The sequence below is a fragment of the Butyrivibrio sp. AE3006 genome (assembly GCF_000424165.1).
Taxonomy (GTDB): Bacteria; Bacillota; Clostridia; order Lachnospirales; family Lachnospiraceae; genus Butyrivibrio.
This window is the reverse complement of sequence record NZ_AUJJ01000011.1, coordinates 24,139-48,694: the sequence shown is the minus strand read 5'-3', so window position 1 is coordinate 48,694 and position 24,556 is coordinate 24,139. Positions and strand designations below refer to the sequence as shown.

General features: G+C 40.5%; 24 protein-coding genes. All 24 read left to right on the top strand.

What is annotated here, in order from left to right; translation table 11 throughout:
• Window positions 1-44 precede the first annotated feature (44 nt).
• The 24 genes from G603_RS0107490 (at window position 45) to yhbY (ending at window position 24,496) form a co-directional block, all read left to right on the top strand.
• Window positions 45-914 carry a DegV family protein gene (locus tag G603_RS0107490; protein WP_026669823.1) on the top strand — a complete coding sequence of 290 codons (870 nt, stop codon included), beginning with the start codon at window positions 45-47 and terminating at the stop codon, window positions 912-914.
• A gap of 51 nt (window positions 915-965) precedes the next feature.
• Entirely contained in the window at window positions 966-2,888 is a 1,923-nt protein-coding gene (locus tag G603_RS0107485; RefSeq protein WP_026669822.1) for a DNA gyrase/topoisomerase IV subunit B, read from the top strand.
• Between the two features lie 85 nt (window positions 2,889-2,973).
• Window positions 2,974-5,211, top strand: coding sequence for a DNA gyrase/topoisomerase IV subunit A (locus G603_RS0107480; protein ID WP_026523593.1), 2,238 nt, complete (start codon window positions 2,974-2,976; stop codon window positions 5,209-5,211).
• Window positions 5,212-5,220: 9 nt separating this feature from the next.
• Window positions 5,221-5,775, top strand: coding sequence for a 16S rRNA (guanine(966)-N(2))-methyltransferase RsmD (gene rsmD / locus G603_RS0107475; protein ID WP_026523592.1), 555 nt, complete (start codon window positions 5,221-5,223; stop codon window positions 5,773-5,775).
• A 48-nt stretch (window positions 5,776-5,823) separates the two neighbouring features.
• A complete protein-coding gene (locus G603_RS21440; RefSeq protein WP_051207602.1) occupies window positions 5,824-8,520 on the top strand; it encodes an Ig-like domain-containing protein in 2,697 nt (898 codons plus the stop codon).
• Between the two features lie 12 nt (window positions 8,521-8,532).
• Window positions 8,533-9,060, top strand: coding sequence for a pantetheine-phosphate adenylyltransferase (gene coaD, locus G603_RS0107465; protein ID WP_026669821.1), 528 nt, complete (start codon window positions 8,533-8,535; stop codon window positions 9,058-9,060).
• Window positions 9,044-9,697: an HrpE/YscL family type III secretion apparatus protein gene (locus G603_RS0107460; RefSeq protein ID WP_026523589.1), complete on the top strand. Its 654-nt coding sequence runs from the start codon at window positions 9,044-9,046 to the stop codon at window positions 9,695-9,697. The genes coaD and G603_RS0107460 overlap by 17 nt, the downstream gene beginning before the upstream one ends.
• Before the next feature lie 71 nt (window positions 9,698-9,768).
• A complete protein-coding gene (locus G603_RS0107455) occupies window positions 9,769-10,506 on the top strand; it encodes a pseudouridine synthase (protein WP_035792456.1) in 738 nt (245 codons plus the stop codon).
• A gap of 5 nt (window positions 10,507-10,511) precedes the next feature.
• Complete coding sequence (locus tag G603_RS0107450; RefSeq protein WP_026669819.1) at window positions 10,512-11,126, top strand: hypothetical protein; 615 nt, start codon at window positions 10,512-10,514, stop codon at window positions 11,124-11,126.
• Window positions 11,127-11,180: 54 nt separating this feature from the next.
• Window positions 11,181-12,296, top strand: a complete 1,116-nt coding sequence (locus G603_RS0107445; protein WP_026669818.1) for an RluA family pseudouridine synthase — start codon at window positions 11,181-11,183, stop codon at window positions 12,294-12,296.
• The gene (locus G603_RS0107440) at window positions 12,269-12,802 is read left to right on the top strand and encodes a Holliday junction resolvase RecU (protein ID WP_026669817.1); all 534 of its coding nucleotides are present in this window, start codon (window positions 12,269-12,271) and stop codon (window positions 12,800-12,802) included. The genes G603_RS0107445 and G603_RS0107440 overlap by 28 nt, the downstream gene beginning before the upstream one ends.
• Before the next feature lie 88 nt (window positions 12,803-12,890).
• Window positions 12,891-14,000, top strand: coding sequence for an ATP phosphoribosyltransferase regulatory subunit (gene hisZ / locus G603_RS0107435; RefSeq protein WP_026669816.1), 1,110 nt, complete (start codon window positions 12,891-12,893; stop codon window positions 13,998-14,000).
• Window positions 14,001-14,041: 41 nt separating this feature from the next.
• Window positions 14,042-14,689 carry an ATP phosphoribosyltransferase gene (gene hisG / locus G603_RS0107430; protein ID WP_026494631.1) on the top strand — a complete coding sequence of 216 codons (648 nt, stop codon included), beginning with the start codon at window positions 14,042-14,044 and terminating at the stop codon, window positions 14,687-14,689.
• A complete protein-coding gene (gene hisD, locus G603_RS0107425; RefSeq protein WP_026669815.1) occupies window positions 14,689-15,978 on the top strand; it encodes a histidinol dehydrogenase in 1,290 nt (429 codons plus the stop codon). The genes hisG and hisD overlap by 1 nt, the downstream gene beginning before the upstream one ends.
• A 44-nt stretch (window positions 15,979-16,022) precedes the next feature.
• A complete protein-coding gene (gene hisB, locus G603_RS0107420) occupies window positions 16,023-16,613 on the top strand; it encodes an imidazoleglycerol-phosphate dehydratase HisB (protein ID WP_026669814.1) in 591 nt (196 codons plus the stop codon).
• A 71-nt stretch (window positions 16,614-16,684) separates the two neighbouring features.
• Window positions 16,685-17,962 (top strand): bifunctional phosphoribosyl-AMP cyclohydrolase/phosphoribosyl-ATP diphosphatase HisIE, encoded by a 1,278-nt coding sequence (hisIE, locus tag G603_RS21930; RefSeq protein ID WP_026669813.1) that lies wholly within the window; start codon window positions 16,685-16,687, stop codon window positions 17,960-17,962.
• Between the two features lie 33 nt (window positions 17,963-17,995).
• Entirely contained in the window at window positions 17,996-19,873 is a 1,878-nt protein-coding gene (locus G603_RS0107410; protein WP_026669812.1) for a TIGR03960 family B12-binding radical SAM protein, read from the top strand.
• A 68-nt stretch (window positions 19,874-19,941) separates the two neighbouring features.
• Window positions 19,942-20,694 (top strand): TIGR03936 family radical SAM-associated protein, encoded by a 753-nt coding sequence (locus G603_RS19635; protein WP_081667171.1) that lies wholly within the window; start codon window positions 19,942-19,944, stop codon window positions 20,692-20,694.
• Window positions 20,687-21,709: a ribonuclease E/G gene (locus G603_RS0107400; RefSeq protein WP_026669811.1), complete on the top strand. Its 1,023-nt coding sequence runs from the start codon at window positions 20,687-20,689 to the stop codon at window positions 21,707-21,709. Before G603_RS19635 ends, G603_RS0107400 begins: the two co-directional genes overlap by 8 nt.
• Before the next feature lie 94 nt (window positions 21,710-21,803).
• Window positions 21,804-22,112: a 50S ribosomal protein L21 gene (rplU, locus tag G603_RS0107395; protein WP_026494637.1), complete on the top strand. Its 309-nt coding sequence runs from the start codon at window positions 21,804-21,806 to the stop codon at window positions 22,110-22,112.
• Window positions 22,113-22,134: 22 nt separating this feature from the next.
• Complete coding sequence (locus tag G603_RS0107390) at window positions 22,135-22,464, top strand: ribosomal-processing cysteine protease Prp (protein ID WP_026523579.1); 330 nt, start codon at window positions 22,135-22,137, stop codon at window positions 22,462-22,464.
• A 3-nt stretch (window positions 22,465-22,467) separates the two neighbouring features.
• On the top strand, window positions 22,468-22,752 hold the full coding sequence (rpmA, locus tag G603_RS0107385) for a 50S ribosomal protein L27 (RefSeq protein ID WP_026490668.1): 285 nt from the start codon (window positions 22,468-22,470) through the stop codon (window positions 22,750-22,752).
• Between the two features lie 117 nt (window positions 22,753-22,869).
• Window positions 22,870-24,216: a GTPase ObgE gene (gene obgE / locus G603_RS19630; protein WP_051207601.1), complete on the top strand. Its 1,347-nt coding sequence runs from the start codon at window positions 22,870-22,872 to the stop codon at window positions 24,214-24,216.
• Window positions 24,200-24,496, top strand: coding sequence for a ribosome assembly RNA-binding protein YhbY (gene yhbY, locus G603_RS0107375; RefSeq protein ID WP_026523578.1), 297 nt, complete (start codon window positions 24,200-24,202; stop codon window positions 24,494-24,496). Before obgE ends, yhbY begins: the two co-directional genes overlap by 17 nt.
• Window positions 24,497-24,556: the final 60 nt, after the last annotated feature.

Genomic DNA, 24,556 nt, shown 5'->3' with positions numbered 1-24,556 from the left:
ACATATAGTGTTATTGAAGTGACAAATGGTTACTTGGAGGAAATATGTCAAAAGTTGCGATCATAACAGATACAAATAGCGGCATCATGCCTGCAGATGGGGAAGCTCTCGGTATCATTGTTATTCCCACACCATTTATGATTGATGGAGTTGAATATTTAGAGGGTGTTAATCTCACTCAGGAATGGTTTTTCCAAAAACTTGCTGACGGTGCAGATGTGTCAACAAGTCAGCCGAGCCCCGGTAATCTTCTTGAACTTTGGGACAAGGTCCTTAAGGAATATGATGAGATAGTTTATATTCCTCTCAGCTCAGGTCTTTCAAGTTCATGTCAGACGGCTACAATGCTGGCTTCAGACGATTATGAGGGGAAGGTTTTCGTCGTTAACAATCAGAGAATTTCAGTTACCATGAGGCAGTCCGTTCTTGATGCCATAATGCTCCGTGATGCGGGCATGTCCGGTAAAGAGATCAAGGATAAGCTTGAAGAGGTGAAGTTTGAATCAAGTATTTATATCATGCTTGATACTCTTTACTATCTTAAAAAGGGTGGAAGAATCACACCTGCAGCAGCTGCTCTGGGAACTCTATTAAAGCTTAAGCCCGTACTTCAGATTCAGGGTGAGAAGCTGGATGCTTTTGCCAAGGCAAGAACTGTTAATCAGGGCAAAAACATTATGATCAACGCTATGATGTCCGATATTGAGAATCGTTTCGGCGGTCTTGATGCGAAGGACGTACACCTTGCGGGTGCTTATACATACGATCTTGATAAGGCAAACGAGTTTAAGAGTGAAGTTGAAGCGGCTTTTCCCGGATACGAAATGCATCTTGATCCCCTTTCACTCGTTGTATCCTGTCATATCGGTCCCGGAGCTCTTGCAATAGCATGCTCCAGGAAAATTCATATTTAAATCAGATTTATTCTGATAACGAGGAAAAAGTTTTAAGGTTGGGTAATTTTTATGGCAATTAATAACAACTATGATGCGTCGAGCATTACAGTTTTGGAGGGTCTCGAAGCGGTTAGAATGAGACCCGGAATGTATATCGGAAGTGTTTCCACAAGAGGTCTCAATCACCTTGTCTATGAGATCGTAGACAATGCGGTTGATGAACATCTTGCAGGACATTGCAGTCAGATAACTGTAACACTTCATGAGGACGGAAGCGCGAGCGTAGAGGATAACGGTCGCGGTATTCCTGTAGGTATGCATGCCAAGGGAGTGACAGCAGAGCGAGTAGTTCTGACTATGCTCCATGCAGGCGGTAAGTTTGATAATGCTGCATATAAGACCAGTGGTGGTCTTCACGGTGTTGGTTCATCCGTTGTTAACGCACTTTCCACATGGCTGAAAGTTCAGATTAAAACTGACGGCTATATCTATGAGGATGCTTATGAAAGAGGTGTTCCCACTGTAGAGCTTAAAAACGGACTTCTTGAACCCGTTGGTAAGACAAGAGAGCACGGAACCACCATTTCATTTTTACCTGATCCTGAGATTTTCGAAAAAACCAGATTCCGTGAGGAGGATATTAAGTCACGTCTCCATGAGACTGCCTATCTTAATCCGGAGCTTACAATCATCTATATCGACGACAGACCGGGTACAGAGGAATATATTGAATTCCACGAGCCAGAAGGCATCACCGGTTTCATTCGTGATATGAATAAATCAAAAGAAGCTGTCACAGACGTTATTTTCTTTAGCGGCGAGATGGACGGCGTCTCTGTTGACGTGGCATTCCAGTACGTCAACGAATTCCATGAAAATGTTCTTGGATTTTGTAATAACATCTATAACGCCGAGGGTGGAACACACCTCACCGGCTTTAAAACCATGTTTACCAATGTCATCAATCAGTATGCACGTGGCATCGGTACTCTTAAGGAAAAGGATAACAACTTCACAGGAGCAGATGTACGTAACGGTATGACTGCTGTTGTAAGTATCAAGCATCCGGATCCCAGATTTGAAGGACAGACCAAGACCAAACTTGATAACCAGGATGCAGCCAAGGTTGTATCACAGATTACAGGTGATGAGGTTTCAAGATATTTTGACAGAAATCTTGAAGTCCTTAAATCAATCATCGGCTGTGCTGAGAAGGCTGCAAAGATCCGAAAGACTGAGGAGAAGGCTAAGACCAATCTTCTTACCAAGCAGAAGTACTCCTTTGATTCCAATGGTAAGCTTGCAAACTGCATCAGTAAGGATGCTTCAAAATGTGAGATTTTCATCGTAGAGGGAGATTCTGCGGGTGGTAGTGCCAAGATGGCAAGAAACCGTGAATTCCAGGCTATTCTTCCCATAAGAGGTAAAATCCTTAACGTTGAGAAGGCCAGCATAGATAAAATCCTTGCAAACGCTGAGATCAAGACCATGATCAACGCCTTTGGATGCGGATTTTCAGAGGGATATGGTAATGACTTTGATATCAGTAAGCTTCGCTACGACAAGATTGTAATCATGTCCGATGCGGACGTTGACGGTGCACATATCGCAACACTGCTTTTGACATTATTCTATAGATTTATGCCTGAGCTTATTTTTGAGGGACATGTTTATATAGCTATGCCTCCTCTTTATAAAGCGATGCCTTCAAGGGGCAAGGAAGAGTATCTCTACGACGATGCTGCCCTTGAAAAATATCGTAAGACTCACAAAGGACCTTTCACTCTTCAGAGATATAAGGGTCTTGGTGAGATGGATCCTCAGCAGCTGTGGGAGACCACACTTGATCCCGAGAACAGAATGATGCGTCTAGTGGAGATTGAGGATGCCAAGATGGCTTCACACATGACAGAGCTTCTTATGGGCAACGAAGTTCCGCCCAGAAGAGAATTCATTCATCAGCACGCTACAGATGCTGAACTTGATGTATAAAATATCACATATAAGCTGAAAATATTTAATAACCTTCTTCCAAAATATGAAGAAGGTGTCAGCGCAGCTGACGGATGAGGTAGTAATGGAAGAGAAATTAATTCGCTCCGAATATTCGGAGATAATGCAAAAATCATATATTGATTATGCCATGAGCGTTATAGTAGCAAGAGCGCTTCCCGACATCAGGGACGGCCTTAAGCCCGTTCAGAGAAGAGCTCTCTATGATATGTATGAGCTGGGTATCAGATATGACAGACCTTATCGTAAGAGTGCCCGTATAGTCGGTGATACCATGGGTAAATATCATCCTCACGGTGATAGCTCTATTTACGATTCACTGGTTGTAATGACCCAGGATTTCAAGAAATCAGTACCGCTTGTAGACGGCCACGGTAATTTCGGCAATATCGAAGGCGACGGCGCAGCTGCAATGCGTTATACAGAGGCAAGACTTGCCAGGATCACACAGGAGAATTTCCTTGCTGATCTTGATAAAGATGTTGTGGACTTTGTTCCTAACTTTGATGAGACAGAACGCGAGCCCACAGTTTTACCTGTAAAAATACCTAATTTCCTTATAAACGGATCTGAGGGTATCGCTGTAGGTATGGCTACAAGCACACCACCTCACAATATCGGCGAAGTCATTGATGCAGAGATCGCATATATGCAGAATCCCGAGATGACTACCAAGCAGCTGATGAAGTACATTAAGGGGCCTGATTTCCCGACAGGCGGCATTGTTATCAATAAAGATGACCTCAGATCAATCTACGAGACAGGCCAGGGTAAGATCCGCATAAGAGGTGCTGTTTCTGTTGAGAAGGGAAAAGCAGGACATATCAATCTTGTTATTACTGAGATTCCTTATACCATGATCGGAGCAGGAATAGGTAAGTTTCTTTCAGATGTGGCAGAGCTTGCTGAGAAGAAGATCACAAATGATATTGTTGATATTTCTAACCAGTCCTCAAAAGAAGGTATCAGAATTGTAATCGAGCTTAAGAAGGATACGGATGTAGAGAACTTTACAAATCTTCTTTACAAGAAGACCAAGCTTGAAGATACCTTTGGTGTAAACATGCTTGCTATCTGTGATGGCAGACCTGAGACCATGTCTCTTACAGCCATCATGAGATCTGTTGTGGATTTCCAGTTTGAGACTGCAAGACGTAAATACACTACATTACTTAAAAAAGAGCAGGAAAAGAAGGAGATTCAGGAAGGTCTCATCAAGGCCTGCAATGTAATTGATATTGTAATCGAGATTCTGAGGGGTTCCAAAGACAGGGCTATGGCTAAGGATTGTCTTGTTAACGGTAATACCGACGGAATCAGATTTAAGAGCGAAGCCTCCAAGGCTATGGCAGCTCAGCTTCTTTTTACTGAGAGACAGGCTGAAGCCATCATGGAGATGAGATTATATAAACTCATTGGCCTCGAGCTTGACGCCCTTGTAAAAGAGCATGAAGACACAATCGCCAAGATCTATCGCTACGAGGATATACTTGAGGATCATGAGTCCATGTCTCTTGTTATCCAGAATGAACTTACAGAGATAAGGAAACAATATGCTGTTAAGAGAAAGACCGTAATTGATAATGTAGAAGATGCTGTTTACGAAGAAAAGCCCATCGAAGAAATCGACGTTGCTTTCCTTATGGACAGATTTGGATATGCCAAGACTATCGATGTTACTACCTACGATAAGAATCTTGAGACCATAAAGAATGACTTTAAGTATTCCTTTGTTATGAAGAACACAGGTAAAATCTGTGTGTTTACCGCAAATGGTAATCTCCACACAATCAAAGCCATGGATCTTCCTCAGGGCAAGATGAGAGATAAGGGTGTGCCCATCGATAATGTCAGCGATTTTGATACCACCAAGGATCAGATAATAAACGTTGCAAGCCAGTCAGAGCTTAACCTTTACAGAATTATGTTTGTTACAAAGCAGGCAAATATGAAGGTTGTAGACGGCGGCGAATTTGATGTTACAAGACGTTCGGTTGCAGCTACTAAGCTTAATGATGGTGATGAGGTTGTAAGCGTTCATTCTATTCATGATGTGAGCACAGTTGTGCTTCAGTCTGAGAACGGTTTCTTCTTAAGGTTTAAGACAGAGGATGTACCTGAGAAAAAGAAGGGTGCGGTTGGTGTTCGAGGAATGAGACTTACAGGAAAGGACACCATCAGAGATGTTTATTATCTTGGTGAGACAGAGGAAAAAGCCATTGAGCACAACGGCAAGAATCTGAATCTTGATCACCTTAAGATAGCAAATCGTGATACTAAAGGTACAAAGATTAGAATTTAAGAGGTATTTATGCGAGTAATTGCGGGAGAGGCAAGGCGCCTTAAGCTTGTTACACCTGAAGGTAATGACACAAGACCCACCCAGGACAGAATAAAGGAGACTTTATTTAACATCATTCAAAATGATGTTCCCGGGGCTGTATTTATCGATGTTTTCGCAGGAAGCGGCGGAATTGGTATTGAAGCTTTATCAAGAGGTGCCAAAAGAGCCTATTTTATCGAAAACAATATAAAGGCAGTAAAATGCATCAATCAGAATATCCAGACTACGAAGTTCGAGGAAAAGGCAACTGTTCTTAAGCAGGATGTTCTGGTGGGGCTTAAAAATGTCCGTGAGGAAGAGGTTGATATTATTTTTATCGATCCTCCCTATGAAGGCGGACTTTATGAGAGAACATTTGCACTGTTGGCAAAATTACCGTATGTAACAGAATATACGATGATTATTGCTGAGTGCAATTTAGATATGGATTTGTCAGTGTTTGAGGATCAGGGATTTGAGATTACGAGAGAAAAACGCTACAAGTCAAACCAGCATGTTTTTCTGCGTAAATGTTCTAAATAATTTCTTTATGAAGGGGGAATTATTGGAAAAGGAGTTTTTTGAGGTTTTATGAAGAGAAGTAAATTAAACAAAGGCCTGGCTTTAGCCCTTGCTTTAGCTCTTGCCGGAAACACAATGGTAACTTCTGCAGATTCTGTAAAGGCTGCAAATGTAGATGATGAAAATATCAATCTTGTTTCTGATGAGACTGAAGCAAACAGCTCTGAAGAAAGTTCTGAAGTTGCAGGTGAAGAAAACTCAGAATCAGAGACTGAAAGCTCTGAAGAAGGTGCTTCAAAAGAAGCTGAAGGCGAGAGTTCAGGCGAAGCCGGTTCAGAAGGTTCAGACAGCGCTGAAACAGGTTCTGAGAAATCTGAGACTGAGGGAAGCGATGCTTCTGATGCTTCAGGCGAAGGCTCTACAGCTGATGTTACAGAGGATGGAACTGAGAAAACCAGTGATTCAACAGATTTATCAGATACAGAGGCTACAGATGCAGCTGACAGTTCTGAAACTGAAGCTACTGATGAAGCTGATAGCACGGCTACAGATGATGCTGCAATAGCTACAACAGATGGCACTGCTGAGACTACAAAAGAAGCTGAAACAGAGGCATCATCTGAAGCATTTGAGTTCTCCACAGATTTTGAAGGCTATAACTTCAAACTTTCAGCTGAAAAGGATGTTGTTCCTGCAGGCACAGAAGTTAAGATTGAAAAGCTTAAGGGTAATGATGCAACGGATACCGACGAGCTTGTAAATGATACACTTCCTGAAAATTCAGTAGTTTACGATTCTGCATCCTTTGACATCAGCCTTTGGTATGAGGGCGTTGAAATTGAGCCTAACGGCAATGTGGCTGTTGAGATTACTCTTAACGACGATCTTGCCGAGAAAAACGAGGATCAGGATACTTCAATTCAGGTATTCCATATTGATGATGAAGAGCAGGTAAGTGAAGTAGAAGCAAACACTGAGCTTACTGTTAACGGCAAAGAAGAGGATACTGTTGTTACATATGATGCAGAGTGCTTCTCTGTATATGATGTTGCAGTTGTTCTTAATTTTGATATATCTGAGCCTGTAGTAGAGGTTAACTCTGTTTACGATGGAAGAATAGATGCTGATGAAATCGGCTATCTTGCAAATGATATTGATTGCACAGAGAATATCAAGACTCTTATGACAGATCCCGGTGTTCACACATCTTTCCAGACAATGGGTGAAGCTGTAAGAGCTGCCATTAAGAACAGACAGGATATGATTACCTTTAGCCTCAAGCTTCCCGGCAAGTACAACAAGGATATTATTTTATCAAATATCCTTAACGTAGCCGTTGAGCATACTGGCGTGCCTAACGAAGGTGACTATGTAAGATGGGCTTACTATGGAACAGGTGTAGGTAATGGTACAGCTTATGCCAATAAGACAACTTATGGTACTTACACAATCAGATTTGCATATACACAGACTGCAGCTCAGGAAGTAGAGACAACAAATGCAGTAAATAAGCTTGTTAAGCAGTTTAATAGCGGATCTGATTATGAGAAGGTTAAAAAGCTTTACAACTACCTTATAAACAACGTTACATATGATTACAACGGTGACAATGACGCTAAGTACAATAACTCATATTATCGCTATTCATGTCACTCAGCTGCAATTTCCAAGCATACTGTATGTGAAGGATATTCACTTCTTTTCTACAGAATATGTCTTTCAATGGGAATTGACGCAAGACTTGTAGCAGGTCTTGGCGGTTCAGGAAGCAATGCTGGTCCTCACGGTTGGAACATTGTTCAGATCGGTGATTATTTTTACTATGTAGATTCTACATGGGGAGCTGAGCCATCCTATGATAAGGGTAAATCAGTTGATAAGTGGGTTTGGTTCCTTAGAGGAACTGCTTGCGGATTTGATAATTATCATCAGAGATACGCAAATTACGCAACCAATGATTTCATGAATATCTATCCGGTTAATTACTATGACTATGCTACACATTATGCTTCACCTACGAAGGCAACTGCAGTAAATATTTCTCAGACAAGTGCCACAATTGGTGTTGGCGGAAGACTTTCACTTACAGCATCTGTTACACCTGCAAGTTCACCTCAGCAGGTTAAGTGGAACACATCAGATGCTACTGTAGCAACTGTTGATCCCAACGGTACTGTATACGGTATCGGTTATGGTGTATGTGAGATTTTTGCTACATCAAGCGTTGGTGGTAAGAAGGCTGTATGCAGAGTAACAGTTGTTGGCGGCGAAGCTAAGGATATTGAAGTTCCTACCAAGAAGCTCACTGTATATAAAGGCTACAAGGCAAACCTTAATGCACAGGTATGGCCCACAGGTGCAAGCGGAAAGCTTAAGTATTCATCAAGCAACAGCAGCATCGCTTCTGTAAGCAAGAAGGGCGTTGTTAAGGGTAAGAAAAACGGTAAGTGCACAATCACCATTAAGACAAGTAATGGTGTAAAGATTAAGGTTAAGGTAACTGTAAAAACACCTGTTAAGGTTAAGTCAGTTAAGCTTAACACCAAGAAGATGGTACTTACTGTTGGTCAGACAGGCCAGCTTACTGCAAAAATTAAGCCCGCAAAGGCTTATAATAAGGCTGTAACATATAAGAGCAGCAAGAAGAGTGTTGCAACAGTTGATGCAAACGGTGTAGTTTATGCTCACAAGAAGGGTAAATGCACCATTACCGTTACAACCAAGGACGGCAAAAAGAAAGCTAAGTGTAAGATTGTTGTAAATTAAGAGGTTTAGTAAATGAAAATAGCAGTATATCCGGGCAGCTTTGATCCTATAACACTGGGTCATCTTGATATCATCAAAAGAGCATCGGCAATGTTCGATAGAATGGTGGTTCTGGTAAGCGTGAACACCGCTAAGAGTCCGTTGTTTTCAGCAGATGAACGTGTTAAGATGATTAAAGAGGCAACTTCTGATCTAAATAACGTAGAAGTTAAGTCCTATGAAGGATTACTTATCGATTATTGTAGAGAGAACAATATCCGGATTATTATCAGAGGTCTTCGTGCTATCACTGATTTTGAGTATGAGCTTCAGATAGCACAGACCAACAAGACCTTCTCCAATGGAGAGGTTGATACAGTATTTCTTACTACAAGTCTTGAGTACGCTTATCTTAGTAGTTCTACTGTACGTGAATTTGCCAGTTTTCATGGGGATATCAGTCACTGCGTAACACCACATGTCGCAGAGATGGTATATAGAAAATATGGCTATGAAGCCAAAAACAATAATGGGGGAAATCAGAATGAGCAGCAGAATTGAACAATGCATCGACGAAATCGAAACTTTCATTGAAAACTGCAAGTATCAGCCACTGTCCAAGACCAATATTGTAGTTAATAAAGAGGAGATTGACGAGCTTCTTCGCGAACTCAGAAGCAAGACTCCTGATGAGATCAAGAGATATCAGACTATAATCAGCAATAAAGAAGCTATTCTGGATGATGCCAGAAAGAAGGCAAAGGATCTGATTGATAAAGCTACAGCTCAGACCAATGAGCTTATTAATGAGCACGAGATTATGCAGCAGGCTTACGCCCAGGCTAATCAGGTTATCAATCAGGCTGCAAAGCAGGCAGAGGATATTCTTACAAAATCTACAGATGAAGCTAATCAGATGAAGGCAGCTGCAGTTGCCTATACAGATCAGCTCCTTGCAGATGTGGAGAAGATCATCAACTCTGCAATTGATACTACAAACAGAACAAATTCAGCTTTGCTTAGTTCCCTTACAAACTATAGCGAGACTATTAAGTCTAACAGAGCAGATCTTGTTCCGCCCAGCGTGGAACCTGTAAATGTTTCTAAGGGAGCCGGCGTGCAGGTGAATGAGGTTACACCTCAGACAGGTACTATACCTCCAATAGATGATGGTGACCTCAATCTCGATCTGCTTTAATATTATTTGATTTATTTGAGCTGCCGTAATTTTGATATTACGGCGGCTCATAGATTTTTAAAGGTATTTTGATGAGACTAGATAAATTTCTTAGTGATTCCGGAATAGGAACCAGAAAACAAATTAAAGAATGCATAAAAAACGGAATGGTAAAGGTAGACGGCGTTGTTGCCAAAAGACCTGAGATGTCCGTTAATCCTGAAGAAAATGAGATAATATTTGATAACGAGAATCTCACAGAAGGTTATGCCAAATTCAGATATTATCTATTGAATAAGCCCCAGGGAGTTGTGTCTGCAACAACAGATAAGCATGATACAACAGTTATAGACCTTATTGATACAGGCTATGATAAAGATCTTGCTCCCGTTGGAAGGCTTGATAAGGATACTGAAGGCTTTTTACTTATAACAAATGACGGTAAGCTTTCGCATATGCTGCTTTCTCCCAAAAAGCACGTGGAGAAGGAGTATGAAGTTCATACCAGGGATAAGATTACTGAGGATGATATTAAAAGGCTTGAAGGAGGCCTTGATATTGGTGATGAAGAGCCTACAATGCCTGCCAAAGCTTTTATTGAAGATAGAGATGGACAAGAGATTCTTCATTTGATATTACATGAAGGCAGATTTCATCAGGTAAAAAGAATGCTGACTGCGATAGGAAATGAAGTTGTTTTCCTAAAGAGAATCAGAATGGGAGGTCTTTACCTTGATAAGGATCTAGAGCCGGGAGATTACAGAGAGCTTACTAAGGAAGAGTTAGAGCTCCTGTCAGGAAAAACAGAAGATGAAAGGAATAAGAATTAAAGGCTATGAAGTTGTTTAAAGGAAGAGTACCAAAGGGGGAATTTGGATACATAGAAGGAGCTGCAAGGTTTGCAATAATCAGGACAACAATATCTGTTCTTGCCTGCGTAGCAATTTTCCTTATTGGTCTTTTGATATATCACACCAATAAGAGTGCTTTTAGTATCATAGCTGCTCTTGGCTGCATACCTGCAGGACTTAGTGCGGTGAATATGATCATGTATTTAATGGCACATCGTTGTTCAAAAGAAGCCTATGATAAGATTGAAGCTCACAGAGGCGGCCTCCTAATCAGATATGAGCTTGAAATGACAAGCTATGACGAGAATTATGGAATTTCTGCAGCAACAGTTCTTGATAAGAATGTTTGCTGCTATTCGGAAGTAAAAGGCCTTGATACAGCTGACTGCGAAAAACACATCAGGAATCAGATCGCTCAGAGTGGCTACAGCTCTTATACAGTAAAGGTATTCAAGGACCTGGATGCATTTTGTTCAAGACTTGATCAGCTTGAGCAGATAAGAGTATCAAAGAATATTGATCCTCAGGCAATAGAGGATGCGTGGGTTCCAGGCACTGTTGAGACCTGTGCCCATGTGCTTTTGTCCATATCTTTATAAGTTCTAATATATGGCACATGTGTGTATAATAGATAATATAAATACGGTATTTAGATGAGAGATATAAACATTACTGACAACGAAGCCGGAAAAAGGCTGGACAAATTCTTATCCCAGTATTTTACTGGTACAACCATGGGCTTTTTATTTAAAATGCTCAGGAAAAAGAATATTGTCCTAAATAAAAAGAAGGCAACAGGAAAAGAGGTTCTGAAAAAGGGAGACACTATAAGCGTTTTCTTTTCTGATGAGACCTTTGATAAATTTGCCAATAAGTTCGCGTCCGCGTCTGATGATTCAAAAGAAAATGATAATAAGCTCTCAGGTGTTTTTAAGGAATATGATCTGGCCTATAAGAGATTTGGACACCTTGAGATAATCTATGAAGATGATAATATCCTTCTGATAAATAAACCTGCAGGAATCCTTACTCAGAAAGCTGAGCCCAAGGATTTGAGTCTTAATGAATGGTTGATTGGTTATCTTTTAGATAGCGGCGCCATTGGTAAGGATAGTCTTGTTACCTTCAGACCTTCTGTTTGTAACAGACTGGACAGAAATACCTCGGGAATTGTTATCTGCTCAAAGTCCCTTGTTGGAGCAAGAGAGATGGCTAAGGGCCTGAAGGACAGAACAATTCATAAATATTATTCAACAATAGTATCAGGCAAGATCACTGAGAATGCCCATATTTCAGGGTATCTCATAAAGGATGAGAAAAATAATAAGGTACGACTTGTAAATGAGAAGGAAGCACAGCGCTTAAAGGATGCTGACAGGATTGAGACCTCCTACGAAGTATCCGGATATCTTAAAATAGATTCTTCAAAGTGCGGCGATAAGACAACTGGCAATAAGCTTGGAGACAGAGTTTTCACAGAGCTTTCTGTTTGTCTTATAACAGGTAAGCCTCATCAGATAAGAGCACATCTGTCATCAACAGGTCACCCCATAATCGGTGATGGGAAATACGGAAGCAGCAGTATAAACAAGTTTTTCAAGGACTGTGCAGGACTTAAGTATCAGCTTCTTCATGCAAGAAGGATTGAATTACCCGAGTTTTCCGGTGAGCTTTCAAATCTTTCCGGAAAAGTATTTGAAGCAGGGCTTTCACCTGAATATAAAAAGATAAAGGAAATCACATGCCAACCTGGAACTCAAGAGGCTTAAGGGGATCAACCCTTGAGGAGATGATTAACAGAACAAATGAGAAATATCTAAATGATGGGCTTGCTCTAATTCAGAAAATTCCTACGCCCATCACTCCCATTAATATCGATAAGGAGACAAGACACATCACCCTTGCTTACTTTGATCAAAAGAGTACCGTTGATTACATCGGCGCTGTGCAGGGGATTCCTGTTTGCTTTGATGCAAAGGAATGTGCCGTTGATACATTTACTCTTGAGAATATCCATGAGCATCAGGTTGTTTTCATGGATAATTTTGAAAAGCAGGATGGCGTTGCTTTTTTTCTAATTTACTATACAGCTAGAGGCATGTATTATTATCTGCCCTTCAGACATCTTAAGGTTTTCTGGGACAGAGCGAAAGAAGGCGGCAGAAAGAGCTTTAGATTCGATGAGCTTGATATGGGCTACATGATATCCGATGATCAGGCTGCATTTATTCCATATCTTGAGCTTTTGCAGAAGGATTTGGAAGATAGAGATTGACAAAAGAAGTATATTCCGATAAACTGAGTGAAGTTTAACAAATTAGCATGGTAGCACGTTACCATAGTAAAGCGCGAGGGGAACTTGTATGAATCGAAAATTACTTCACACTCCTGAAGGCGTAAGAGATTTATATGGACTTGAATGCAGTGACAGAATACTCATTCGAAGCCTTATAAACGCCAAAATGAAATCTTACGGTTTTGAGGATATAGATACACCTACTTTTGAGTTCTTTGATATCTATTCGACAGAGATAAGTAATAACAGTGCGAGAGAACTGTACAAATTCTTTGATAAAGATGGCAACACCATGGTTCTTCGTCCTGACTTTACGCCTTCTGTTGCAAGATGCGTAAGCAAATACTTCTTGGAAGATAATAAGCCGGTCAGATTCTGCTATGATGGTAAAACATTTTTAAACACCCATTCACTTCAGGGTAAGCTTAAAGAGAACAATGAAATCGGCGCTGAGCTTATGAATGATGACAGTATCTATGCAGACGCTGAGATGATCGCATTACTTGTCGAGTCACTTCAGGCTGTAGGACTTACTGAGTTCCAGATAAGCATAGGCGATGCTGATTACTACAATGGTATTTGCGAAGAGGCAGGAATAAGCGCAGAGACTGAGGCAGAAATCAGAGAACAGATTACAAACAGAAATACTTTTGCTGCTGATCTTATTATGGAAGAGAACAACATCAGCGATAAATACAGACAGCTCATTAAGAGTGTATCTACCTGTATCGGCGATGCTTCTATTTTAGAAAAGGCAGGAAGTATCGTAACCAATGATCGTTCTCAGAATTCCATCAAGAGACTTCAGGCGCTGTATAAGGTTCTTTGCAGCTACAAAATAGAGAAATACATATCCTTTGACTTAGGAATGTTAAGTAAATTCAATTATTACACAGGCGTTATGTTCCATGCATATACCTATGGCGTTGGTGATGCAATCGCCAAGGGCGGACGCTATGACAATCTTCTTGAGGGATTTGGAAAAAGCGCACCGGCTATAGGCTTTATGATCAACGTGGACGATGTGATGAGAGCACTTTATTCCCAGAATATCAAGTTAGAGCATGAGGACGGCGTAGTTGTTCTTAGCTTTACAGATGATGATTTTGAGGCCACTTTGGCAGAAGCTCAAAAGCTCCGTGAAAGCGGGAAGAAAGTAATTTTATCCAAGAAATAATTGTAACTACTTACACATTAACGATTAAGAAGGATATTTTCATGAATAAACAGGACAGATATCTTACGTTTGCTCTTGGAAAGGGCAGACTTGTAAATAACACAATGGAGCTTCTTGAAAAATGCGGTATTCACTGCGAAGAAGTTACAGATAAAAGCACAAGAAAGCTTATTTTTACTAATGAAGAGCTTAAGCTTAAGTTTTTCCTTGCCAAGGGACCGGATGTGCCTACTTATGTAGAGCATGGCGCAGCCGACATCGGTATTGTGGGTAAAGATACCATCATGGAGGAAAACAGAAGCGTTTACGAGGTTCTTGACCTTGGCTTTGGCAAATGCAGAATGTGTGTCTGCGGTCCGGAATCAGCCAGAGAGCTTCTAAATCACCATGAGATGATAAGGGTAGCCAGTAAATATCCCAATATCGCAAGAGATTATTTTTATAACAGAAAAAATCAGACAGTAGACATAATAAAGCTTAACGGTTCGGTAGAGCTTGGTCCCATCGTAAATCTGTCAGATGTAATTGTGGATATAGTTGAGACAGGAAGTACTCTTAGAGAGAACGGACTTACAGTCCTTGAAGAGATTTGTCCTTTATCTGCAAGAGTCATCGTAAATCAGGTCAGCATGCAGATGGAATCGGCCAGAATTCAGAAGCTTATCAACGACATGAAGGAGAATTTGTAATGCGTATTGTAGAACTTAACGAGAACACTAAAGGCGAACTTCTTGATAAACTGCTGCAAAGAAGCCCTTCCAATTACGGTGAATACGAGAAAATCGTTGCTGATATTATCGAGAATGTCAGAACTAAAAAAGATGAAGCATTGTTTGAATACACTTTGAAGTTCGATAAATTCGCTCTTTCAAAGGAAACTATTAAAGTTACAGAAGCTGAGATTAAGGAAGCATACGATGCACTTGATTCAAAATTCATTGAAGTAATGAAAAAGAGTGCCGAAAACATCAAATCCTTCCACGAGAAGCAGAAAAGAACAAGCTTCATTGACACAAAGGCAGACGGATCAATTCTTGGACAGCGTATTTATCCGATTGAAATTTCCGGTGTTTATGTTCCCGGCGGAAAAGCTGCGTATCCTTCAAGCGTTCTTATGAACGTTGTTCCTGCCAAGGTTGCAGGCGTTGAACGAATCGTTATGTGTACGCCTCCCGGAGCTGACGGTAAAGTTAATCCCGGAACACTGGTTGCAGCTGATATCGCTGGTGTAACGGAGGTTTATAAGGTTGGCGGAGCTCAGGCTATCGCAGCTATGAGCTTTGGAACAGAGTCAGTTCCAAAGGTAGATAAAATAACAGGCCCTGGCAATATCTTTGTTGCTCTTGCTAAGAAAGCATGCTTTGGATATGTTTCCATCGATTCAATTGCAGGTCCTTCAGAAATCCTGGTTCTTGCAGATGAAACATCCAATCCCAGATATGTCGCTGCAGATCTTTTATCTCAGGCTGAGCATGATGAGATGGCAAGTGCTATACTTATTACAACGAGCATGGAGCTTGCTAATAAGGTCTCTGATGAGATCGATGGTTTCCTTAAGACTTTAGACAGATCAGAGATCATCAGAAAGTCTCTTGATAATTACGGATATATTTTCGTAGCTGATAATATGGATGATATGATTGATGCTGCAAACGCTGTTGCATCAGAACACCTTGAAATCCTTACAAAGAATCCCTTCGAGGTTATGCCAAAGATCAAGCATGCCGGTGCAATTTTCCTTGGAGCATATTCATCAGAGCCTCTTGGTGATTATTTTGCAGGACCTAACCACATCCTTCCTACAAATCAGACAGCAAGATTTTTCTCACCTCTGTCCGTGGATGATTTCATCAAGAAGACCAGCATTATTGCTTATTCAGAAGAGGGACTTAAAGCTGTACACGAGGATATCGAACTTTTTGCTAAAAATGAAGGACTCACAGCTCACGCTAATTCAATTGCAGTAAGATTCGAATAAGATTTTTATAATACAAAGAAAATAAAATTTTGAGGAGATTACTTATGAGCAGAAGTGCAGTAGTCACAAGAAAGACCGGAGAAACGGACATTACCGTTAAGCTTGAGCTTGATGGTACTGGAAAATCTGAAATCAATACAGGAATAGGCTTTTTTGATCACATGCTTAGTGCATTTGCAAGACATGGTCTTTTTGATCTGACGGTTAATGTAGACGGCGATCTTTATGTGGACGGACATCACTCCGTAGAAGATACCGGAATAGTTCTTGGACAGGCTATAGCACAGGCACTTGGAGATAAGAGCAATATCAAGCGATACGGCCAAAGAATTCTTCCTATGGATGAGACTTTGGTTCTTTCTGCGATTGATCTTTGCGGAAGACCTTATTTTGTGATGAATGCTGATTTTGAGACTCCAATGGTTGGCGGATTTGATACTCAGCTTGTAAGAGAATTCTTCTATGCAGTATCTTACGGTGCCATGATGAATCTGCACCTGCGAGTAATTACCGGAATCAATGATCACCACAAAATTGAAGCTATGTTCAAGGCTTTTGCCAAGGCTCTTGATGAAGCAACAATGATTGATGAGAGGATTCAGGGAGTTCTTAGTACAAAGGGATCCTTGTCCTGATAAAAATTACTGTTTTGATTGAGGTTTTACACTGATAGATTATTACTATAAAATTTACCGGGAGATATGTAATGCTTAAAAGATTTATACCCTGCATTTTTTTAAAAAAAGGAAATGCTGTAAAAGGCTTCGAAGGAGAGGAAGTTCTTGAGCAGACACCGCTTGCTCTTGCTGAGCAGTATGATAATGACGACTGTGATGCCATAATTGTTTTCGACTTATCTGAAGGCGACGCAGAACATGAAGAGTCCCTTGATATTATCAAGGATATCTGCGCCAATGTGGGAACAAGTGTATATGGAGCAGGTAATGTAAAGCGTATGGAGGATATCAAGAAGCTCCTTTACGCCGGCTGCAAAAAAGCATGCCTTAATTTTTCAAAACAGGGCAATATCGAAATTCTTCAGGAAGTATCTGAGAAATTCGGAAAAGATAAAATTGCAATCTGCTATACAGAGACTGATAGAATCACAGAGAATACCGAGAATATTGAAAAGTTTGCAGATGAGCTTATCCTTCTTAACAGTTCTCAGATTAAGCAGGCTCCCGTACTTAACATGCCTACAATTTTCAGCGTGCCGGATATTTCACTTGATAAGATGCTTGAACTTATGTCAGGTGCAAATACAGCAGGACTTACAGGGGAGGGTATCAACAAGAATTCTGCTGAGATTCGCGGTATGAAGAAATTCTGTGCAGACAATGACATGGCTGTTAACAGAATGATTCCTCAGATAAAGTGGGAAGATCTTAAAAAGAATTCTGACGGAATGGTTCCCGTTGTTGTGCAGGATTACAGAACTGACGCAGTTTTGATGGTTGCATATTTTACCGAGGAATCCTTTTATAAGACAATTGAGACCGGTAAGATGACCTATTTTAGCAGAAGCAGAAATGAACTTTGGCTTAAGGGCGAGACCAGCGGTCACTTCCAGTACGTGAAGAAACTTACAGCTGACTGCGATCTTGATACCATTCTTGCAAAGGTAAAACAGGTTGGCGCCGCATGTCACACAGGAAGTTATTCATGCTTCTTTAACGAAATTGCTTCAAGAAACTCTTCAGAGAAAAATCCTCAAAGAGTCCTGGACAGCGTTTTTGAAGTTATCAAAGACAGAAAGGTCAATCCCAGAGAAGGTTCTTATACCAACTACCTCTATGAGAAGGGCCTTGATAAGATTCTTAAAAAAGTCGGCGAAGAGAGTACCGAGATGGTTATCGCCGCAAAAAATACAAATTCTAATGAACTCGTTTACGAAATGGCAGATTTTTTGTATCATATGATGGTACTTATGTCAGAGAAAAATATTTCCTGGGAGGAGATTACTGACGAACTGGCCAGGAGATGATTTTTCTTAATAATTAAATTATTGAGGTGTAGTTTGAACGAGAAATTAGCTTTATCAGATGAGATTCTTCTTAGCATTGGAAAACCTGAGCGCTACGTTGGCGGTGAGGTTAACTCTGTTATCAAGAATCTTTCTTATGTAAAAATACGTTTTGCATTCTGCTTCCCTGATGTCTATGAGATTGGTATGTCTCATCTTGGAATTCAGATTTTATACGGAATGTTTAACGAGTATGAAGACGTATGGTGTGAGCGGGTTTATTCTCCATGGGATGATCTTGATAAGATCATGAGAGAAAAGAATATCCCGCTTTTTGCACTGGAATCACAGGACCCTGTGAAGAATTTTGATTTCCTTGGATTCACTTTGCAGTACGAGATGTGTTACACCAATATTCTTCAGGTTCTTGACCTTTCAGGCATCGCACTTTACAGCAAAGACAGAGAAGAAAATGATCCCATAGTAATTGGTGGTGGTCCCTGCACATATAATCCGGAGCCTATCGCTGATTTCTTCGATATCTTTTATATTGGTGAAGGTGAGACCAGATACCGCGACCTGTTTGATCTCTATGAGAAATGCAAAGAAGAGGGTGTATCAAGAAAAGAATTCCTTAAGAAAGTTTCACAGATTCCCGGAATGTATGTGCCTTCGCTTTATGAGATATCCTACAACGAGGATGGTACTGTTAGTGAGATAAAGCCTCTTGACGGAGCACCTGCTGTTATTGAGAAAGAGCTTTGCACAGATCTTAGCAATGCTTATTATCCCATGAAGCCTGTTATGCCTTTTATAAAGGTAACTCAGGACAGAGCAGTAATCGAAGTTATGAGAGGCTGTATCAGAGGCTGCAGATTCTGTCAGGCAGGTCAGCTCTACAGACCACTTCGTGAAAGAGATGTTGAGAAATTAAAAGAGTACGCAATGACTCTTATAAAAAATACAGGATATGAAGAGATATCATTAAGCTCACTTAGTACCAGTGATTATTCCAAGCTTAATGAACTTCTTGAGTTCCTTATCGATTATTGTAATGAGCATAAGGTTAACATCTCACTTCCTTCACTGAGAATAGATGCATTCTCTCTTGATGTAATGAGTAAGGTTCAGGACGTTAAAAAGTCTTCACTTACCTTTGCCCCTGAAGCCGGCACCCAGAGAATGAGAAATGTTATAAATAAGGGACTTACAGAAGAAGATATTCTTAAAGGATCCCATGAAGCCTTCGTTGGCGGATGGAATAAGGTTAAGCTTTACTTCATGCTTGGTCTTCCCGGTGAAACTACAGAAGATATCGAAGGAATCGGAGATATCGCCAATAAAATAGCAGTTGAATACTTTGAAACTGTTCCCAAGGAAAATAGAAACGGCAGAACAATTGAGATTACAGCAAGTACATCCTTCTTTGTTCCAAAGCCCTTCACACCTTTCCAGTGGGCATCAATGAATACAAAAGAAGAATTCCTTGAAAAGGCCAACATTACAAGAAAAGGCATTATGTCTCAGCTTAACCAAAAGCATATCAAGTACAACTGGCATGAAGCAGATGCCAGCATGCTTGAAGGAATCCTTGCAAGAGGCGACAGAAAACTATCCACTGTTATTTATAACGTTTACAAAAGAGGCTGCATCTTTGATGCATGGAGTGAATTCTTCAAAAATAACATCTGGATGGAAGAGCTTGAAAAAGCAGGCCTTGATCCCATGTTCTATGTAAAACGTGAGAGAACAAAGGATGAGATCCTTCCCTGGGACATGATAAGCTGCGGAGTATCAAAGGAATTCCTTTGGAGAGAGTGGGAGCGCTCACAGCAGGGCATCGTATCTCCCAACTGCAGACAGGCATGTATGGGATGCGGCGGTGCCAACTACGGTGTAGGTATCTGCTTCCAGCCTAAAACAGGAGTATAAGTACAATATCGTTTGTTATAACTTAAACCGGTTGATATTTTATAAATTATTATAAATTAGGATTTGATATGGAAAAATTACGATTGAAATTTTCAAAGCATGGTCCTATTCGTTTTCTTGGACATTTGGATGTCATGCGTTATGTTCAAAAAGCTATAAGACGTGCTGAGATAGACATTAAATACAGCGAGGGCTTAAGTCCTCATCAGATACTTTCTTTTGCACAGCCTTTAAGTGTTGGCTCCACAACAGATGGTGATTATATCGATATGACTGTGAATTCCTTGGAATCACCTGAAGCTGTTATGGATGCTCTAAATGAAGTAATGAATGAAGGTATTGTAATAACAGCTGTTACAGCACTCCCCGAGAAGGCCGTAAATGCCATGACGAGTGTGGCTGCAGCTGAATACCTTATTTCTTTTAGAGAAGGTAAAGCTCCGAAATTTGATTTAGAAGATACAATGAAGGCGTTTATGGAGCAGCCTGAAATTCCCGCCATAAAGAAAACAAAGAACGGCGAGAAAACAATTGATATCAAACCACTGATATTTAAATATGAAATATTAGATAACAAAATACATCTGTTATTATCTGCAGGCAGTGCCAATAACTTAAAGGCAGCTCTTTTTATAGAGAGTCTTTATAGCTTTGCAGGAGAAGAGATGCAGGAATTTGCAGCTGTATTCCACAGAGTAGAAACCTATCTGGATGGAGAGGATGAGAAGGGACATTTCGTACAGCCCATGATCCCTGATAAGCTCTTTGACTATTCATTCGCTGCTCCCGGAAAAGCTGAAATGGGTAAGATCTATGTCTGAAATCGTTATTACGAAATGGCATAACAAGCTCTCGATTCTTGGCTTTACTGATGGGACCCTTGAATATCTCAAGGTCCTTGATGGTAATGATAGACGGGGCAATGTCTACACAGGAAGAGTAGAGAATAAGACAAATAATATCGATGCTCTTTTTGTGCGCTTTGAGGCCGGCCGTGGAAAACGCGGAATAGGATTCTTACCAATTAAGAGTATTCCTACTGAGTGTGTATTAAACAGAAATGTCAGTTCAGCCTCAGAGATAAAACCGGGTGATATTTTACTTGTTCAGATAAGAACTGATGAACATAAGACGAAACAGGCAAGGTTGTCTTCCAGAATAAAGCTTCATTCCTCAGAATATGATGGAGATCTAAATAAGCTGATAGATGTAGCCAAGACCAGAACGGAATATCAGCTTCTAATAAATAAAGGTCCTACACTTAGCAGAGAAATAGAAGAAGCAAAGCGATATCTATTGAAAACAACTGATACCGATTCTTTTAAAATAGTTTCTGATATTAAAAGCATCTGTGATGAGCTTAAGGATAGTGATACAGATTGTGAGTTCTATGATGAAGAACAACAGCGGATATCTCTTATGGTTCATTACAATATTACAAGTAAGACCGATGATCTTTTCAAAAAGAAGGTATGGCTTAAATCCGGCGGCTATATAATAGTAGAACAAACGGAGACTCTGAATCTGATTGATGTAAACTCAGGTAAGAATCAAAAGAAATTAGATGATTTCTTCTTATTATTAAATAAAGAAGCTGCTGATGAATGTGTACGGCAGATCAGACTCAGGAATTTGTCAGGAATGATACTGATTGATTTTGTATCTATGAAGAGTAAGGAGCTTCAGAACGAACTCATTTCTTATATAGAAGAGATCACGACAGGTGATCCCGATCACTTGAGGTTCATAGATCTGACCGGGCTTGGTATAATGGAATTTACCAGAGATAAAAAGTATAAATCCTTGTCAGAAACTATTGACTTTAAAGATTTGTGATGTTATTATATCACAGTATGCCGCTTAACGAGGTCGAAGTGGATACTTTTTTATCCCACCATAGTTAGCGAGATTTAGAAGAAGGAGGTGCCTTATGTACGCAATTATAGTTACTGGTGGTAAGCAGTACAAGGTTTCCGAAGGCGATGTAATCCGCGTTGAGAAGCTTGACGTAGAAGCCGGAAAAGAAGTTACATTTGATAATGTTATTGCAGTAAATGATGATACAACTCTTAAGGTTGCTGGTGATGTAGCAAACGCTAAGGTTAGCGCAACTGTTATGGAACAGGGCAAGGGCAAGAAGGTTATCGTTTACAAGTACAAGTCTAAGACTGGATATCACAAGAAGAACGGTCACAGACAGTGCTTCACAAGCGTGAAGATTGACAAGATTTCTCTTTAATCTTGGAAAGAATGTTTGAAATATGACTAGTATCGTAATTCGTAAAAATTCTGACGGCGAATACATGGGCTTTGAATTAAGCGGCCATGCAGGATCCGGCGAATACGGGAAAGACATTGTATGTGCAGCGATTTCCATGCTCACTATTAACACTGTTAATTCCCTCGAAAAGTTTACAGATGATGCTTTTACCTGTGATGCAAATGCCGAAGAAGGTCATATCTTGGTTACGTCAGAGAATGGCTTTTCAGAGGATGGTGAGCTATTGCTTAAATCCTTCGAACTCGGTATTACAGGCGTTTTCAAACAATATGGTAATGAATTTTTGGACATTAAATTCGAGGAGGTGTAAGTCATGTTGAATATGGACCTTCAATTTTTTGCTCATAAAAAGGGTGTAGGATCTACCAAAAACGGTCGTGATTCTGAGTCAAAGCGCCTTGGAGCAAAGAGAGCTGACGGACAATTCGTAAAGGCTGGAAATATTTTATACAGACAGCGCGGCACACATATTCATCCCGGTGTAAACGTTGGTATCGGTAAGGATGATACTCTTTTTGCACTTGTTGATGGTGTACTTCGTTTTGAGCGCAAGGGCCGTGATAAGAAGCAGGCTAGCGTTTACGCTGTAGAGAAGTAATCAGTTTCGATTTATTTGGCTCCAAACATTTTATGTTTGGAGCTATTTTTTACTTTATTGATGCGCATTGGCGCTTTGTCTCAAATATTGAGATTAACATTTTATTTAGGAGAGAATATGCCTGCATTTGTAGATAGAGCAAGAATATTTGTCAGAAGCGGTAAGGGCGGCGACGGTCATATCTCTTTCAGAAGAGAGAAGTTCGTAGCAAACGGTGGCCCCGACGGTGGTGACGGCGGTAAGGGCGGCGATGTAATCGTTGTCGTTGATCCCGGTGTGAATACACTTTCTGATTTCCATTTCGGCGGTAAATACAAGGCTGAGAATGGTGAAGACGGCGGAAAGAGAAGATGTCACGGTAAACAGGGTAAGGATATCGTTATCAAAGTACCTGAAGGCACTGTTATTAAGGATGCTGCCAGCGGAAAAGTAATTGTAGACATGTCAAAGGATACCAAGGAGTTTGTGCTTCTTAAGGGCGGCAAAGGCGGTAACGGTAACATGCATTATGCTACCAGCACTATGCAGGCTCCTCGTTATGCACAGCCAGGTCAGCCTGCTAAAGAGCTTGAGATTTTACTTGAGCTTAAGATGATTGCTGATGTAGGACTTGTTGGATTTCCTAATGTTGGTAAATCAACTTTCCTTACAAAGGTATCTAATGCAAGACCTAAAGTTGCGAACTATCATTTCACAACTCTTACTCCTATGCTTGGTGTAGTCAGCCTTAATGATGCTAAGGGATTCGTAGTTGCTGATATCCCCGGACTTATCGAAGGCGCTGCAGAAGGTGCAGGACTTGGTCATGAGTTCCTTCGCCACATTGAGAGAACAAGGATGATGATCCATGTTGTAGATGTAGCCGGAACAGAGGGCAGAGATCCTTTTGAAGACATTGAAGCAATTAATAATGAGCTTTCCAAATATAACGCCGATATCACAAAGAAGGTGCAGGTCATTGCAGCAAATAAGATTGATATGCTCCCTGATGGAGAAGACAGTGAGATCATAGGGAAGCTTAGAGATAAATATGAACCTTTGGGAGTAAAGGTATTCGCTACATCAACCCTTACAGGGAAGGGCATTAATGAGCTTTTGTATTATATAAGTACTGAGCTTGATAAGATTGGCGATACAACAGTTGTATTCGAAAGCGAATACGATCCTGAAGTAGAACTTAAAGAGGAGGCTGAAGCATTCTCTGTTACTTACGATTCAGATGAGAAGGAATATGTCATCGAAGGTCCTAAGATTGAGAAGATGCTTGGTTATACCAACCTTGATTCTGAGAAGGGCTTTGCTTTCTTCCAGAATTTCCTCGTAGAAACAGGAATATTAGATCAGCTTGAAGCTCTTGGAATACAGGAAGGCGATACAGTCAGAATGTATGGTTATAGCTTCGACTATTACAAGAATGCTGATACAAATACCGAAACGGAGGTAGATGATGAATTTAACGAGTAAACAGCGCGCATATTTAAAAGGACTTGCTCAGAATATCGAGCCTGTTTTTTCTATAGGCAAGGCTTCAATTACACCTGAAGTTACTGATTCTGTAGCTGAGTGCTTCAACACAAAGGAGCTCATTAAAGGCACAGTTCAGAAAAACTGCCTTGATGATGTAAATGAAGTTGCAAGAACAGTTGCTGACAGAACAAGATCAACTCTTGTTCAGGTTATCGGTCGTAAGATCGTGCTTTACAAACCTTTTAAGGACGAGCCTGAAATCAAACTTCCTAAGTAACTTGGCTGATATTTTGGTCCGCTTTTGTGATAGAATAATATAAATAGACTTTTATTTTTT

Excerpts from the sequence above, each read along its gene's own strand:
- G603_RS0107490 (WP_026669823.1), top strand. The coding sequence starts at position 45 with ATGTCAAAAGTTGCGATCATAACAGATACAAATAGCGGCATCATGCCT.
- G603_RS0107485 (WP_026669822.1), top strand. The coding sequence starts at position 966 with ATGGCAATTAATAACAACTATGATGCGTCGAGCATTACAGTTTTGGAG.
- G603_RS0107480 (WP_026523593.1), top strand. The coding sequence starts at position 2,974 with ATGGAAGAGAAATTAATTCGCTCCGAATATTCGGAGATAATGCAAAAA.
- rsmD (WP_026523592.1), top strand. The coding sequence starts at position 5,221 with ATGCGAGTAATTGCGGGAGAGGCAAGGCGCCTTAAGCTTGTTACACCT.
- G603_RS21440 (WP_051207602.1), top strand. The coding sequence starts at position 5,824 with ATGAAGAGAAGTAAATTAAACAAAGGCCTGGCTTTAGCCCTTGCTTTA.
- coaD (WP_026669821.1), top strand. The coding sequence starts at position 8,533 with ATGAAAATAGCAGTATATCCGGGCAGCTTTGATCCTATAACACTGGGT.
- G603_RS0107460 (WP_026523589.1), top strand. The coding sequence starts at position 9,044 with ATGAGCAGCAGAATTGAACAATGCATCGACGAAATCGAAACTTTCATT.
- G603_RS0107455 (WP_035792456.1), top strand. The coding sequence starts at position 9,769 with ATGAGACTAGATAAATTTCTTAGTGATTCCGGAATAGGAACCAGAAAA.
- G603_RS0107450 (WP_026669819.1), top strand. The coding sequence starts at position 10,512 with ATGAAGTTGTTTAAAGGAAGAGTACCAAAGGGGGAATTTGGATACATA.
- G603_RS0107445 (WP_026669818.1), top strand. The coding sequence starts at position 11,181 with ATGAGAGATATAAACATTACTGACAACGAAGCCGGAAAAAGGCTGGAC.
- G603_RS0107440 (WP_026669817.1), top strand. The coding sequence starts at position 12,269 with ATGCCAACCTGGAACTCAAGAGGCTTAAGGGGATCAACCCTTGAGGAG.
- hisZ (WP_026669816.1), top strand. The coding sequence starts at position 12,891 with ATGAATCGAAAATTACTTCACACTCCTGAAGGCGTAAGAGATTTATAT.
- hisG (WP_026494631.1), top strand. The coding sequence starts at position 14,042 with ATGAATAAACAGGACAGATATCTTACGTTTGCTCTTGGAAAGGGCAGA.
- hisD (WP_026669815.1), top strand. The coding sequence starts at position 14,689 with ATGCGTATTGTAGAACTTAACGAGAACACTAAAGGCGAACTTCTTGAT.
- hisB (WP_026669814.1), top strand. The coding sequence starts at position 16,023 with ATGAGCAGAAGTGCAGTAGTCACAAGAAAGACCGGAGAAACGGACATT.
- hisIE (WP_026669813.1), top strand. The coding sequence starts at position 16,685 with ATGCTTAAAAGATTTATACCCTGCATTTTTTTAAAAAAAGGAAATGCT.
- G603_RS19635 (WP_081667171.1), top strand. The coding sequence starts at position 19,942 with ATGGAAAAATTACGATTGAAATTTTCAAAGCATGGTCCTATTCGTTTT.
- G603_RS0107400 (WP_026669811.1), top strand. The coding sequence starts at position 20,687 with ATGTCTGAAATCGTTATTACGAAATGGCATAACAAGCTCTCGATTCTT.
- rplU (WP_026494637.1), top strand. The coding sequence starts at position 21,804 with ATGTACGCAATTATAGTTACTGGTGGTAAGCAGTACAAGGTTTCCGAA.
- G603_RS0107390 (WP_026523579.1), top strand. The coding sequence starts at position 22,135 with ATGACTAGTATCGTAATTCGTAAAAATTCTGACGGCGAATACATGGGC.
- rpmA (WP_026490668.1), top strand. The coding sequence starts at position 22,468 with ATGTTGAATATGGACCTTCAATTTTTTGCTCATAAAAAGGGTGTAGGA.
- obgE (WP_051207601.1), top strand. The coding sequence starts at position 22,870 with ATGCCTGCATTTGTAGATAGAGCAAGAATATTTGTCAGAAGCGGTAAG.
- yhbY (WP_026523578.1), top strand. The coding sequence starts at position 24,200 with ATGAATTTAACGAGTAAACAGCGCGCATATTTAAAAGGACTTGCTCAG.